At 54.1% G+C, this 12,849-nt stretch carries 14 protein-coding genes; 9 read left to right on the forward strand and 5 right to left on the reverse strand.

Features of this window, described 5'->3' with window-relative positions:
- Nucleotide 1 precedes the first annotated feature (1 nt).
- The gene (locus tag JOD55_RS09265) at nt 2–1,189 is read left to right on the forward strand and encodes an ATP-grasp domain-containing protein (RefSeq protein ID WP_204397529.1); all 1,188 of its coding nucleotides are present in this window, start codon (nt 2–4) and stop codon (nt 1,187–1,189) included.
- 153 nt (nt 1,190–1,342) lie between these two features.
- Here the strand turns inward: JOD55_RS09265 and fbaA are convergent, their stop codons facing one another.
- From fbaA to JOD55_RS00320, 3 genes are all read right to left on the reverse strand, one after another.
- Nucleotides 1,343–2,368, reverse strand: a complete 1,026-nt coding sequence (fbaA, locus tag JOD55_RS00310) for a class II fructose-bisphosphate aldolase (protein ID WP_204397531.1) — start codon at nt 2,366–2,368, stop codon at nt 1,343–1,345.
- A 270-nt stretch (nt 2,369–2,638) separates the two neighbouring features.
- On the reverse strand, nt 2,639–3,475 hold the full coding sequence (locus JOD55_RS00315; RefSeq protein ID WP_204397533.1) for a TrmH family RNA methyltransferase: 837 nt from the start codon (nt 3,473–3,475) through the stop codon (nt 2,639–2,641).
- On the reverse strand, nt 3,475–4,242 hold the full coding sequence (locus JOD55_RS00320; RefSeq protein ID WP_204397535.1) for an SDR family NAD(P)-dependent oxidoreductase: 768 nt from the start codon (nt 4,240–4,242) through the stop codon (nt 3,475–3,477). The genes JOD55_RS00315 and JOD55_RS00320 overlap by 1 nt, the downstream gene beginning before the upstream one ends.
- A 202-nt stretch (nt 4,243–4,444) precedes the next feature.
- On the opposite strand from JOD55_RS00320, the gene JOD55_RS00325 reads away from it, so the two are divergent.
- Nucleotides 4,445–5,260, forward strand: coding sequence for an exodeoxyribonuclease III (locus tag JOD55_RS00325; protein WP_204397537.1), 816 nt, complete (start codon nt 4,445–4,447; stop codon nt 5,258–5,260).
- 78 nt (nt 5,261–5,338) lie between these two features.
- Nucleotides 5,339–6,298 (forward strand): exonuclease domain-containing protein, encoded by a 960-nt coding sequence (locus JOD55_RS00330; RefSeq protein WP_204397544.1) that lies wholly within the window; start codon nt 5,339–5,341, stop codon nt 6,296–6,298.
- A 181-nt stretch (nt 6,299–6,479) separates the two neighbouring features.
- On the opposite strand, the gene JOD55_RS00335 is transcribed toward JOD55_RS00330, so the two are convergent.
- Both JOD55_RS00335 and JOD55_RS00340 read right to left on the reverse strand, forming a co-directional pair.
- Nucleotides 6,480–7,313 (reverse strand): serine hydrolase domain-containing protein, encoded by an 834-nt coding sequence (locus tag JOD55_RS00335; protein WP_204397547.1) that lies wholly within the window; start codon nt 7,311–7,313, stop codon nt 6,480–6,482.
- A gap of 40 nt (nt 7,314–7,353) precedes the next feature.
- Nucleotides 7,354–8,307, reverse strand: coding sequence for a sugar-binding transcriptional regulator (locus JOD55_RS00340; protein ID WP_204397549.1), 954 nt, complete (start codon nt 8,305–8,307; stop codon nt 7,354–7,356).
- A 62-nt stretch (nt 8,308–8,369) separates the two neighbouring features.
- Here JOD55_RS00340 and JOD55_RS00345 point away from each other — a divergent pair, with 62 nt between their 5' ends.
- From JOD55_RS00345 to JOD55_RS00370, 6 genes are read left to right on the forward strand one after another with little or no spacing between them, the layout of a single operon-like run.
- On the forward strand, nt 8,370–8,621 hold the full coding sequence (locus JOD55_RS00345) for a hypothetical protein (protein ID WP_204397551.1): 252 nt from the start codon (nt 8,370–8,372) through the stop codon (nt 8,619–8,621).
- Nucleotides 8,618–9,604 carry a phosphotriesterase family protein gene (locus JOD55_RS00350; RefSeq protein WP_204397553.1) on the forward strand — a complete coding sequence of 329 codons (987 nt, stop codon included), beginning with the start codon at nt 8,618–8,620 and terminating at the stop codon, nt 9,602–9,604. The genes JOD55_RS00345 and JOD55_RS00350 overlap by 4 nt, the downstream gene beginning before the upstream one ends.
- Nucleotide 9,605: 1 nt before the next feature.
- Nucleotides 9,606–10,259: an orotidine 5'-phosphate decarboxylase / HUMPS family protein gene (locus tag JOD55_RS00355; protein ID WP_204397555.1), complete on the forward strand. Its 654-nt coding sequence runs from the start codon at nt 9,606–9,608 to the stop codon at nt 10,257–10,259.
- On the forward strand, nt 10,256–11,182 hold the full coding sequence (locus tag JOD55_RS00360; RefSeq protein WP_204397563.1) for an L-ribulose-5-phosphate 3-epimerase: 927 nt from the start codon (nt 10,256–10,258) through the stop codon (nt 11,180–11,182). Before JOD55_RS00355 ends, JOD55_RS00360 begins: the two co-directional genes overlap by 4 nt.
- 2 nt (nt 11,183–11,184) lie before the next feature.
- Nucleotides 11,185–11,853: an L-ribulose-5-phosphate 4-epimerase gene (locus JOD55_RS00365; protein ID WP_204397565.1), complete on the forward strand. Its 669-nt coding sequence runs from the start codon at nt 11,185–11,187 to the stop codon at nt 11,851–11,853.
- On the forward strand, nt 11,853–12,800 hold the full coding sequence (locus JOD55_RS00370) for a sugar kinase (protein WP_239538917.1): 948 nt from the start codon (nt 11,853–11,855) through the stop codon (nt 12,798–12,800). Before JOD55_RS00365 ends, JOD55_RS00370 begins: the two co-directional genes overlap by 1 nt.
- Nucleotides 12,801–12,849: the final 49 nt, after the last annotated feature.

The following is a 12,849-nucleotide window of genomic DNA, read 5'->3' on the forward strand; positions in this document are numbered from 1 at the left end:
AGTGCGTAGAATCCTCGCCATATCACTTGGCACCGACGAAAATTCTTACACCATCGCGCGAAGCTACCACGAAACGACGGGTGAAAAAATAACGGTCTGTGGCGCCGGCGTCCTCCTACCTTTTTATAAGACGACGATTGCCGAGATCCACACCGATCCGAACTTTTCCACTGATCTCGACGCCTTCGCAGCGCTCCTCAATTCGGTGTATCACCAGCATGCAGGCGAAGTTACCGACGTGATGATCTTTGCTCCTACCGAAGAATACTTGCACACGCTGTATAAATCCCTCGATTTACTCGACTTTAAGCCGTTTTTACCCTACCCAGAAAAAGAACTGGGGCGTGCGCTGATGGATAAGAGCTTCTTTTACGAGAAAATGGCCCAGTTCGGCGTCGAAATTCCACGCACGTATAATGCGACGCCGGAAAACTACCTGGATTTGCCGCTTCAAGGGCCGCAATTCATAAAAGCAGCTAACTATGAGCTGTTTAATTCCTACGATTTCCCTGAGAAGCACAAGGGTTTTCACGCCACGACGCCGGAGGGCGCGCGCGAGTATTTGTCGGCAGTTTATCGCTCGGGATTTACCGGTACGATGATCGTGCAGACTTATATCAACGGCGATCACACGCAAGAGTACTCGGTCAACGGGTATCGCAGCCCCCGCACCGGCAATTGCGTTTTCGCACACGCACGGTCGGTGCTCTCAGATCATCGACCGATGTGGGTGGGTAATCATCTCCTTTTGACCGACACTAATCGCCCTAACCTGCTAGAAACTTGCGAGAAAATCGTGCGTGAGCTCGGCTATGAAGGCTTTTTCAATATCGACTTCAAAGTCGATGCAGTGAGTGGTGTGCCGTACGTGCTCGAGATGAACACGCGGCTCGGGCGGAGTTTCTATTACGCCAATCTCAATGGTGTGAACTTTATTGATGTGGCAATGCGCGATTTACTTGGGCAGGAGCCACCGCAGATCGTGCGTCAGCCTTTCAACTGGATCACTGCCACCCGGGAAGCCGTAGCTGAGCAGCTCGAGGGAGCGGCTTTGGAGTATTTCACTGAAGAATCGCGCTTCGCCAATACTGGAAACGCGCTTGATTATGAGGTCGATAGGAATCCGCTGCGCACAGCGCGGATCGCTCACCATCGCAAGAATCTGGCTAAAACGTTGTGGGAGAGCTAATAGTGATCGGTTAACTTTGCCCTAAGTTAGGGCAATTGGCGGGGAGGGGAAGCGTTCATGGAGATGAACGCTTCCCCTCCCCTGTAGAAGTAAGTTTTACTGCCTAGTAAGTCTTATTGGACTGCTTACTGAGGAGTTTCACTTGAGCAGGCTTCACTTAAGCTTGGTGCCTACCGAACCAAGGCGCTCACATGCTTCGAGCACGCGGGCTGCCATGCCAGCTTCAGCAGCCTTGCCCCACGCACGTGGATCGTACTGCTTCTTATTGCCAACTTCTCCGTCGATCTTGAGCATGCCGTCGTAGTTCTTGAACATCCAATCAACTACTGGGCGGGAGAATGCGTACTGGGTGTCGGTGTCCACGTTCATCTTGATAACACCGTTGGCAACCGCCGTCGCAATCTCTTCAGCAGTCGAACCGGAGCCACCATGCATAACGAGATCGAATGGACGATCACCAGCGTTGAACTTCTCGCCAACAGCCTTCTGGATGTCGCCAAGAATTTCTGGGCGCAGCTTAACAGCACCTGGCTTGTACACACCATGAACGTTTCCGAAGGTCAGAGCAGTGATGTAGCGGCCTTTTTCGCCAAGTCCGAGAGCTTCAACAGTCTTGATGCCGTCTTCAGCGGTGGTGTAGAGCTTCTCGTTGATCTCTGCTTTCACGCCGTCTTCTTCGCCACCAACAACGCCGATCTCAATTTCAAGAATCGTACGTGCTGCCTGCGAAAGCTCAAGAAGTTCCTGAGCAATAACGAGGTTCTCGTCGAGCGGAACAGCCGAGCCATCCCACATGTGTGACTGGAAGAACGGATCGCGGCCAGCCTTAACTTCTTCAGCTTCAAGCTCCATAATTGGGCGAATCCACGAGTCAATATTCTGCTTAGCGCAATGATCAGTGTGAAGTGCAACAGTAACTGGGTAGTTCTTGGCTACCTCACGGGCATATGCAGCCATTGCGAGCGAACCAGCAACGCGATCCTTGATCGTCGAACCTGCCCAGTACTCAGCTCCACCAACGGAAACCTGAATAATGCCGTCAGACTCGGCCTCAGCAAAACCTTGCAGTGCAGCGGTGAGCGTCTGCGATGAGGTTACGTTGATTGCTGGGTAAGCAAACTTATCGCGCTTAGCGCGGTCAAGCATCTCTGCATAAACTTCTGGGGTTGCGATTGCCACGAAAAACTCCTTCGATGTGGGATGAGAACACCTTAAGTATTTCACTTAAAGTGCTTCAGTATTGGGTATATAGACCCGCACAAGTGATCCTAGCACCAACGTGCAGCTCGTATGAACGGATGGCTGAAATGACCACCACCGCGCGCATACTATGTACCGTATGCGCGCTTTGTGCCTTTTATTAGGGTTGGCAGGTCACATGTGACGTTTATGTGTTTATTTGTGTTTTGTTCCATGCGTGATGTTTTGTGCTGTGTGCGATGTTTTGTACTATGCGCGGTACTGAGCAATCCACCAATGCATAGCAATCGCAGCCGCGGCTGCGACGTTCATCGACCGTGTAGAACCAAACTGCGGGATATACACTGCTTTTTCACATTTCGACAGTAGCTCAGGCGAAATCCCATTGGATTCTTGCCCAAACACCAAAATACAGCGTTTGGGTAACTCAGTTTTCTCTAGCTGCGTCGATCCATCCATATTGTCTACTGCCACCACAGCGTAGTCATTCTCTTGTGCCCAAGTGAAAAGATCGTCTGGATCTGGATGGTGATGCACGTGCATATACCGATCAGTAACCATTGCACCACGGCGGTTCCACTTTTTACGCCCCACCACATGAACGGCACCGACGTTGAAAGCATTACCAGTGCGCACGATGGAGCCGATGTTGAGGTCGTGCTCCAGATTTTCAATCGCAATATGCAACTCAGAGCGAGTGGTATCAAGATCCGCTTTGATCGCCTCAAGCGTCCAATAGCGGTATTTATCTACCACATTGCGGCGATCACCATTTTTTAGCAGCTCAGGGTCATAGCGCGACTCGCTCGGCCACGGCCCTTCCCAAGGACCAACTCCCGGCGACTGCGTCTGATAATCCGGGTCATTTTGGTCTATACGCAACTTTTCACGCACTTCAGAGTGGTTTTCAGCATCAGAATTTACAACAGTGCCTGCACTTGCACCGTCGCTAACACTTGCAACAACGTCAGCAGGCTTGCCGTCGTCTGAATTCGAGCACGCTCCCAATTCCACATTGCTACCTGCACCAGAAACGGAACCGGGCGCCGTCGTCGTTGAAAAATCCTTCTCGGAATTCGCCGTCATCACAGCCTTCCCGACATTTTCGGACCCGCAAACTTGCGCACCAACGCACGCGGAGCAAACTTGAGCAGTCCGTACGTAAATTTGTACATCGGAGTTGGTACAACAATTACTTGCCCACGACGCGCTGCATCAAGCGCCACATTCGTTACCATCTGCGGATCCATAAACATGAATTCCTGCCACTGACCAGCGTCAACATTCACACGCTCATGGAACTCGGTGTGCATAAGACCAGGCATGACGGCTGTGATATTCACACCCGTGCCCTCAAGCTCAGTCGCCAGCCCCTCCGTGAAAACTTTCACCCAAGCCTTGTGAGCAGAATACGTGCCCTGCACAGTCATCGACGTGATCGAAGAAACGTTGATAATCGTGCCGCGCCCGCGCGCCACCATTGTGTTCACCGCAGCATGGGTGAGCACCAGCACCGCATTGACCATCACGTTCACAGCATTAAGTTCGCGCGCAATATCGCCGCCAACGAAATCTTGGCCAAGCCCCATGCCCGCATTGTTAATGAGCAGGGTGATTGGCTGGTTGACCGACTGAATACGCTGGGCAACTGCATCGACGCCCTCCGCGCTGTTGAGGTCTGCCGGGAGCACCTCCACGCCCACATTCGCCTTTTGGCGCAGCTCATTGGCAAACTCTTCGAGGCGGTCGCGATTGCGTGCCACTAGTACGAGGTCATTTCCTTCGGCGGCCAAGGTCCAGGCAAATTCGCGGCCTAAACCTGAGCTCGCTCCTGTAATCAGTGCTCTTCCCATGCAAGTAGCCTACCGCTTTTGAGCGGGCACGTTGAAATGATCGCCAAAGGAGAAACGAATTTGTCTGCGTAGCTCGGATTCTTGGTGCGATAAACGCAACTTCTGCATATATATCGAGAAGTTGCGTTTATCGCCCACAGTTATCTCTGCGGCCCACCTACCACAGCTGCCACACCCGCAGTCCGCCCGCTAGACTAAACCCATGAAACTCGCAACATGGAACATCAACTCTGCCCGCGCCCGCGCCGATCGAATCCTTGACGTGCTCCAACGCCACGACCTCGACGTACTCGCACTCCAAGAGATCAAATGCAAACCAGAACAGTTTCCCGCCGAACAGATTGAAGCCGCTGGCTACCAAGTGGCAGCCCACGGCTTCAACCAGTGGAACGGGGTGGCGCTGATTTCTCGACTCGAACTGAGCGATGTTCGCACGAGTTTCCCGAACCAGCCTGGCTTCACCAAGGGCACACCGGATACCGACGCGCTCTATCTACCTGGCGATATGCCAGAAGCGCGCGCGATCGGCGCAACGATCAACGGCATAGACGTCTGGAGTTTGTACGTGCCAAATGGCCGTGCAGTAGGCGATCCACACTACCATTACAAGCTGGACTTTCTTGCCCATCTCAACACATATGCGCAGCATATGCTTGCCGCCAACCCCGATGCACGATTTACATTTGTGGGCGACTGGAACGTGATCCCAACCAACGACGACGTGTGGGATCCGTCCGCGATGGAGGGCGGCCTCTACCTGAGCGACGCCGAACGCGCGGCGTTTTTCGCTTTCGAAGAGACGGGAATGCGCGAGGTTACTCGCAACTTCGCCACGAATTACACGTTCTGGGACTACCAGCAGCTGCGTTTCCCGAAAAATCAAGGTATGCGCATCGATTTTGTGTATGCTTCGCCAGCGCTGAGCACTCAGGCGGTCGGGGCACAAATTGACCGCGACGAACGCAAAGGCAAGGGCGCTTCAGACCACGTACCGGTCATTGTGGAGTTCTCCGCCTGAGTTTGCATCTGGGCAAGATGCTGGCAAACACCGCACAACCATAAACCACAGCAGCGATCAAGGTATAGACTCGTCATTATGCAACCCTTTGTAGCTCTTGATTTTGAGACGGCGAATTCGAACCGTGCTTCAGCTTGTTCGGTGGGTTTGGTTCGTTTTGACGACGCCGGCGCGCCAGCTGATTCGCTCTACACGTTGATTCGTCCGCACGATTCGATGAGCGAGTTCCACTGGGGTAACGTGCGAGTTCACGGCATTGAAGCGCACCACGTGGTTGATTCGCCCGAATGGGGCGACCTTTTCGCCCAGATTTCAGATTTTATTGGCGATTTACCACTAGTTGCACACAATATGGCTTTTGACGGTTATGTGCTGAGCGATTTGAACCGACTCTACGGCTATGCACCTTTTGAGAATCCGCGTTCGTGCACCTTACGCCTTTCGCGAGCGCTGCTCACACACGAGCTGCCGAAGAAGAATCTGGACGCGGTGTTCCAGCATTACTTCCCAGATGAAGACTTTTTGCATCACCGCGCGATTGACGACGCCTACGCTGCGGGCAAGATTTTTACCCGCTTCCAGCACGAATACGGCTACGATCACCTCTGTGCGGTCTGCCCGCCGATAGTCGGATATTCCGACGCCGTACGCCAGCGTAGCCGGTCACGCACGGTAGGCACGTCGGGATCTCGGCGACAGGGTACAGGCGGAGTTTCGATCCCTCCCGCGCAGCTCGAAGCATTCAAGCGCGCTTGTATTGGAAGCGGTATTCTGGCAGGTGAGCGCGTATGCGTGACGGGCGCAGTTCCCGGATTCTCGCGTGCCGAGTTCAAGGCTATCGTTCAAGCGGCAGGTGCGAGCGTGGCTGGTTCGGTAGGGCCGTCGACGACGATCGTGGTAGTAGGAGGCGACGACGCCGTTCCCTTACGTGAGCGCCCAAATCCGTCTAGCAAACTGCGCGAGGCACTGCGCTTCGAGAGTCTAGGAATCCCAATCAAGATTTTGACGGCAAAAGAATTCTTCGGATTGTTTGGGTGAGATTGCTTCCAAGTGTGAGGGCTGGAAAGAAAACCCAATACTTACTCTTTGAGTAACTCTATTTAAGTTAGATGTAATCTTCACGAAGCCCCGGCGGAGCACTACCTTCAAGGTGATCTAGAAGGTATTCTTACCAGGGTATTACTTCGGAAAATACCATGGTTTGTGTCGAGTGAACGTACTACAACCCACGCATCTCATCCGTTAGCCCTGGCCAATACTTAATATGTTCGTCACCAAAATTCTGTGCGCCTAAAAACAATCCCGCTTTATTAACCTGCGGATCCACCCAGATAAAAGATCCTGATTGCCCAAAGTGGCCGAATGTGGCCGGGGAGAAATTTCCGCCCAGCCAGTGCGGAGATTTCTCCCCGCGCAGTTCGAATCCCAAACCCCAGCAATTGTCGCCATGCCGGCCATAGCCAGGCACGATACCGGCAATACCGCCGAATTGCACCTGCACAGCTTCCGTCAACAACTCATGCGAAATCAGCTGCGGATTCATCAATTCCAACACGAACCTAGCCAAGGAATCAGCACTTGCCCGTCCCGAATGAGCAATACTGCCCGCAATCTCAGCCGTATCCATCTCCAGCGGATCCAACACTGATTCGCGAATCCACTCCTGGATAGGCATCCCAACCAACGATTCTATCGCCTGCGCTAATACGTCAAAACCATAATTTGAATAAATCCGACGCTGCCCTGGCTTTGCAATAGCTTCCCCTGCCTCTGCTGGCAAACCGGACGCATGCGCCAACAGATGCCGCACTGTGCTACCTGCGGGACCGGCGTCGGCATCCAAATCCACCAAACCACGCTCAACCGCAACCAAAACGGCATACGCCGCAATCGGCTTCGTCACCGATGCCAGCGGAAATACTTCATCAGGATCACCAACCAGCAAAGTGCACGCTACACTGCCGCCAGCCGCTCCCCGAGCACTCTCACCCGAAAAAGCCATATACACGTGATCAAAAGAAAAACCGTCTGAGTTCAAAGCCGAATCGCGCATACCTATACCCTACGCTTGTTTAACCAATGCTTTCACTTCTTTAACTTATGCTCTCACTGTGTACCAGCGCATTCGCAGTAGCTTCGTCGGTCACAAAGGTATTGATATAGCCACCTTTCAACGCAGCACGCAAGGCAGCGATCTTCTCACTCCCCCACGCCACAGCCACGACCTGTGGAATCGTACGCAATTTCTCCACGTCCATCGCAATAATCCGCCTGCACAACGGCGTCTGGATATGGTTACCCGAGCTATCAATATGATGTGCACAAATATGCCCCACCGCGCCTTGGCGGGCAATCTGCCGATCCAGATCGGCCGAATACCAGCCGTGAAAAATCTGTCCCGGCACGTCGGCTACCAGCGCTCCCACACCTACCAAAGCCAAATCGGCACGCGCAGCCAGCTCCAAAACAGCAGCAACCTGCCCATCTTGGCGCAAGAACTTCGCAGTTGCCGGCGAATCCAACACGAGCGGTGCCGGCAAAATACGATACGTACCACCGAGCTTTGCTGCCATTCTCCGGCAAATCTCCGGGGAATCCTCCAAAGGATTCGATCTTCCCAAAGATCCAAGCATCTGCACCACACACGAATTGCTGCGATGTTGCTGCGGCAATGCGTCAACCGTGGCCGAAATTGAACTTCCATTCGACACCGCAATCAAGCCATCGCGCGGCGTCTGCGAAGCCACAAATTCCGCAGCTAACTGCGGTGGCCCGATCGGCCCAGAGCGCTGCGATACAAGTGTTCGCTCCACTCCATATAGTGCACATATTCGCTCCTCTAAACGCTCCAGGCGCTCAAGCGGATGCGAAATCGTGATCTTCACAAGCCCCAAGTCTTTAGCTTCTTGCAACATTCGCGACACCGTTGGACGCGAGTATCCAATCCTATGCGAAATCTCCGCTTGAGATTCGCCATTCTCGTAATAGGCACGAGCCACATCGATGAGTAGATGTAAACGCCTACGGTCACCATCACTATTGCACATATGTTCATTCTGCCACGTTTTCCCAAAAACGGAACCCCTATTTACCTGCACATTATCCAAACATGTCCATTTTCGAAAAATATCAAAATGAACAAATGTTCAACTTTTTCCTTGGCAAGCCCGCTTTCCCGTGTGATTCTGGAGAAGAACACACCGTTGCGGCAACAAATGCTCGTACGCACCACCTGGCTCAGTACACACCTTCTGGCGCAGACGACGAAGCGAAAGCACACGTCGGACGCAACACACACCGGAAGCGCGAAAGCACACGACACAAGCCGCAGCACAAACCGAATCAAAGGAGATCACAATGAGTTTCGCACGCACAATCCTCGGCGACGTCGATCCATCCGAACTCGGCGTCGTCAACGCCCACGACCACCTCATCCGCACCGGAGCAGGCGAAGTCTACATCGACCCCGACCACCTCCTCGCCGACGTCGATAAAGCAGTCTACGAAGCTCAGCTCTTCGTAGACGCCTCAAAGAACTGGGCAAACACCGGCACAGTCGTAGATATGTGCCCAGCTAACTCCGGCCGCGATATGGACAAACTCGTGGAAGTAAACAAGCGAGTCAAAGACCTCCACATCATAGCCACCACCGGCTTCCACCGCGAGAAGGTCTACCTCGAAACCCGCTCCCACTGGGTAACGCGCTACAGCGTTGATCAAATCACCGAACTCCTCATCGCCGATATCAACGAAGGTATTGATCGCCACGATTACTCCGGCCCAATCGTTGATCGCACCGACGTCAAAGCAGGCTGCATCAAGGTAGCAACCTCCTACGGCATGATCACCGACTTCGAGCGCAAGTGCATGCAGGCCTGCGCCAACGCCTCCATCGAAACCGGCGCACCGATCAATACGCACACCACATTCGGCACCTGCGGCCTTGAGCAGGCACAAGAACTCATCGCGATGGGCGTGCCGGCCGATCAAATCGCCATCGGACACATCCAGCGCAACGCCGACGTGTACTATCTCCAGCAGATCCTCGACACCGGCGCCTACCTCGAGATCGACGGCACAAACCGCATCAAGTACCAGCCAGACTCCAACCGCATCATGGAAGTGCGCGAGCTTGGCGAAAAGGGCTACGGAAAGCGGATCCTCCTCGGAACCGATTCTGGCAAAGCTTCCTACCAGAAGGCTTATGGCTCGGTGACCGGCGTGGACTACAACCCAGCCGTGGACGGCCCACGCATGATCGCCGAAGGCTTCGATCCAGAATACGTACGTGACCTGCTTATCAACAACGCTCGTACGTTCTTCACGATGCGCAAGGAAGCCTGATATGACTCCCCGCCTGCAAATCGCCCTCGACACCCGCACGCTGGAAGACGCGCTCAGCGCATTGAGCCGCGGTGGAAGCGACGCAGAGGTGATCGAATGTGGCACGATCTTGATTCTCAACGAAGGCTTGCGCGCAGTGCGTGCTATTCGCGCAGTTTATCCCGATAAAACTATCCTCGCGGACGTGCGTATCGCCGAAGCCGGTTCCATTATCGCCCGCGATTGTTTCGCGGCCGGTGCAAACTGGGTGTCTTGTGTGGCGGGCGCGTCATTGACCACAATTCGCCAGGTGGTAGAGGTTGCACAGGAGCACGACGGCGAAGTGCAAGTTGAGCTCAGCGCCGAACACTTCTCTCTTGACCGGGCGAAGGAATGGCGAGCTATCGGCGTCGAACATGTGATCGTCAAACGCTCACGCGACCTCGAAGCTGCAGGAACGCTCACCTGGGGCGAAAAGGAATTCGAGCAGATTGACGCGCTTCACGAACTCGGCTTCACCGTGTCCGTGACCGGCGGAATCAAAGTCGATGAACTCGACACTTTCGCAGCTAAGCCGGTGGGCGTCGTAATCGCTGGACGCTCCATCGTGGGCGCTGCCGATCCGCGCAGCGCTACCGCACAAATGCACGAAGCAATGCGCAAGGTGTGGCCATGAATTCCACAGTTACCCTGGGTATTTATGAGAAAGCATTGGTCAGTCCTATTGGCAGTGCGGTCAAGCCCGACGGCGATTGGGCGCGTTTCTTCGCCGACGTTACCGAAGCTGGATTCAGCTTCTGCGACCTCTCAGTGGACGAAACACCACAGCGTGCAGCCCGCCTCGACTGGAGCGAACAAACCTGCCGTGAAGTGCGCAATGCTGCAGCCGATCAAGGCACTTTGATTGGCGGGATCTGCCTGTCTCTACATCGCAAAGTGATGCCAGGCTCCGCAGATCCCCTCATCAGGGCACAAGCTCTTGACGTTTACCGCAAAGGTATTGATCTGTGCCACAACCTCGGAGTGAGCGTTTGCCAAGTAGCAGGCTACTTTGCCTACTACGAAGCGCCCGATCCTGACGCACGGCAAAGATACCTCGACTGCCTAGAATCCGCTCTTCCCTATGCCGCACAAGCAGGCGTAATGCTAGGCATCGAGAACGTGGACGGCCACGATATTTCTTCGATTCCAGACGCGGTTGAAGTCGTAGAACACTTCAATAATCCCTGGTTACAGACCTACCCAGACATTGGCAACATTGCCGAACACGGAGGAGACGAAACCACGGAACTGCGCGCCGGCGTCGGGAAAATGCTCGCAATCCACGTCAAAGATACTCGCCCTGGTGAACCTCGCCGCGTTCCATTCGGCACCGGAAACGTCCAATGGCACGCCGCATTTACCGAGCTAGCCCGCCAAAAATGGAGCGGCAGGATCATGCTCGAAATGTGGAACGACGATTCACCAAACTCGGTCGCTATCTGTGCCGATGCCCGCCAAACGGTGAGCGGATGGCTTCAAGAGGCCGGAATTTCCGTAATTCCGGCACATACACACAACTCAGTATCTCGTACACGACGTGAACAACAAAGGAGTTAAGAATGCTGGACGATCTCAAACAAAAAGTGTGCGAAGGGAACCTTGAGCTGCAACGGCACGGGCTCGTAGCGTGGACCGGCGGCAACCTTTCCGCACTAGACCCGCAGACGGGATATATCGTCATCAAGCCCTCTGGCGTGCGCTACGAGGAAATGACGCCAGAAAAAATGGTGGTTGTTGATGCAAACGGAAAGGTGATCGAGGGAGATTTGGGACCGTCGTCGGACACCGCTTCCCACCTTGCGCTCTACGCAGCCCGCCCGGAATTGCGCTCAATCATCCATACCCACTCTCGCTACGCAACTGCTTTCGCGGCCGTAGGCAAGGATATTCCCTGCTGCCTCACCGCGATTGCCGACGAATTTGGCGGAGCCATCCCCTGTGCACGATACGCCCCTATCGGTGGACTCGATATTGCCAAAGCTATATTAGAATGTGGAGGGCGCTCACCTGCAGTGTTACTCAAACAGCACGGAGTTTTCACCATGGGTACGTCGATCACCAAGGCCCTGCAAGCTGCTGTTATGGTCGAAGACGTGGCAAGAACAGTGGCTATCGCAATGGGTCTTGGGCAGGTAGAAGAACTGCCTCAAGCTGAGATCGAAGCCAACTTCGATCGCTACTCCAACCGCTATGGAACCATCAACGCATCGTTAGGAGTGAGTAAGTGATGTTTGACTTGACGACTATTGGTGAGGGCCAGATCCGACTCACTGTTCCACGTGGAGAGCGCTTGGTGAATGCGGTTAGTTTGCGCATGTCTGCCGCCTGCTCTGAAGCGAATGTGGCGGGTCTCCTTTCGCAGCTTGGCCGTTCGACGTCGTGGTGCTCCAAGATGCCGCGCGGTGAACTCGCCACTCGCGTATTGCAAGAGTTTCGCTCCGTGGGCGTGGATATGTCCAATATGGTGCGGGTCGACGACGGTCGCGTGGCCTTGTATTTCATGGAGCCTGGCGATTACCCCATGCCTTCAAAGGTTATTTACGATCGCTTGCACACCCCTTTCCGTAGTATCCAGATTGACGACGTCAACTGGGAGTCGATGCTCGACACGCGGCTCGTATTTGTTACCGGTATTACCGCGGCTCTGTCTCCAGATACGGCGAAGATCGTTCGGTTTTTCTGCGAGCAGGCTCATGAGCGTGGGATCGATATTGCGCTCGACGTTAATTACCGCTCTTTGCTGTGGGATGCGGAGCAAGCCCGTGAGGTACTTGAACCTATCGCACGCATGTCCACCTTGGTATTCGCGTCGCGTAAAGACGCCCAAACAGTATTTGGAATGCCAGATTTGAGCGGCGTTGAAGTGTGTAAGAAGACGCGGGAGTTCTTGGAAGTTCCTACAGTTGTATCCACGGATTCAACAGAGGGCGTATACCTTTCTGACGCTCGTGGAGAGGAACAGTTCGAGGTAAAGGTTGTGCCTGTTATCGACCGTCCTGGTGCTGGTGATTCATTCGTAGCAGGAACCATTCACGGCTTCCTTGAGGGCGACGTGCGCGCAGGCGTGAAGTACGGGCAACGTGTTTCCACTTTTGCGCTCACCCATCACGGCGATCTCACTCATATCTCAGCTATGGAACTCGATCTTCCACAAACGACTGACATCATTCGATAGCGAACATTCACAAGCATTCAACTGTGTACTGCACCGTCAGCGCTGAGGG

This window comes from Arcanobacterium pluranimalium, from assembly GCF_016907845.1.
GTDB lineage: Bacteria > Actinomycetota > Actinomycetes > Actinomycetales > Actinomycetaceae > Arcanobacterium_A > Arcanobacterium_A pluranimalium.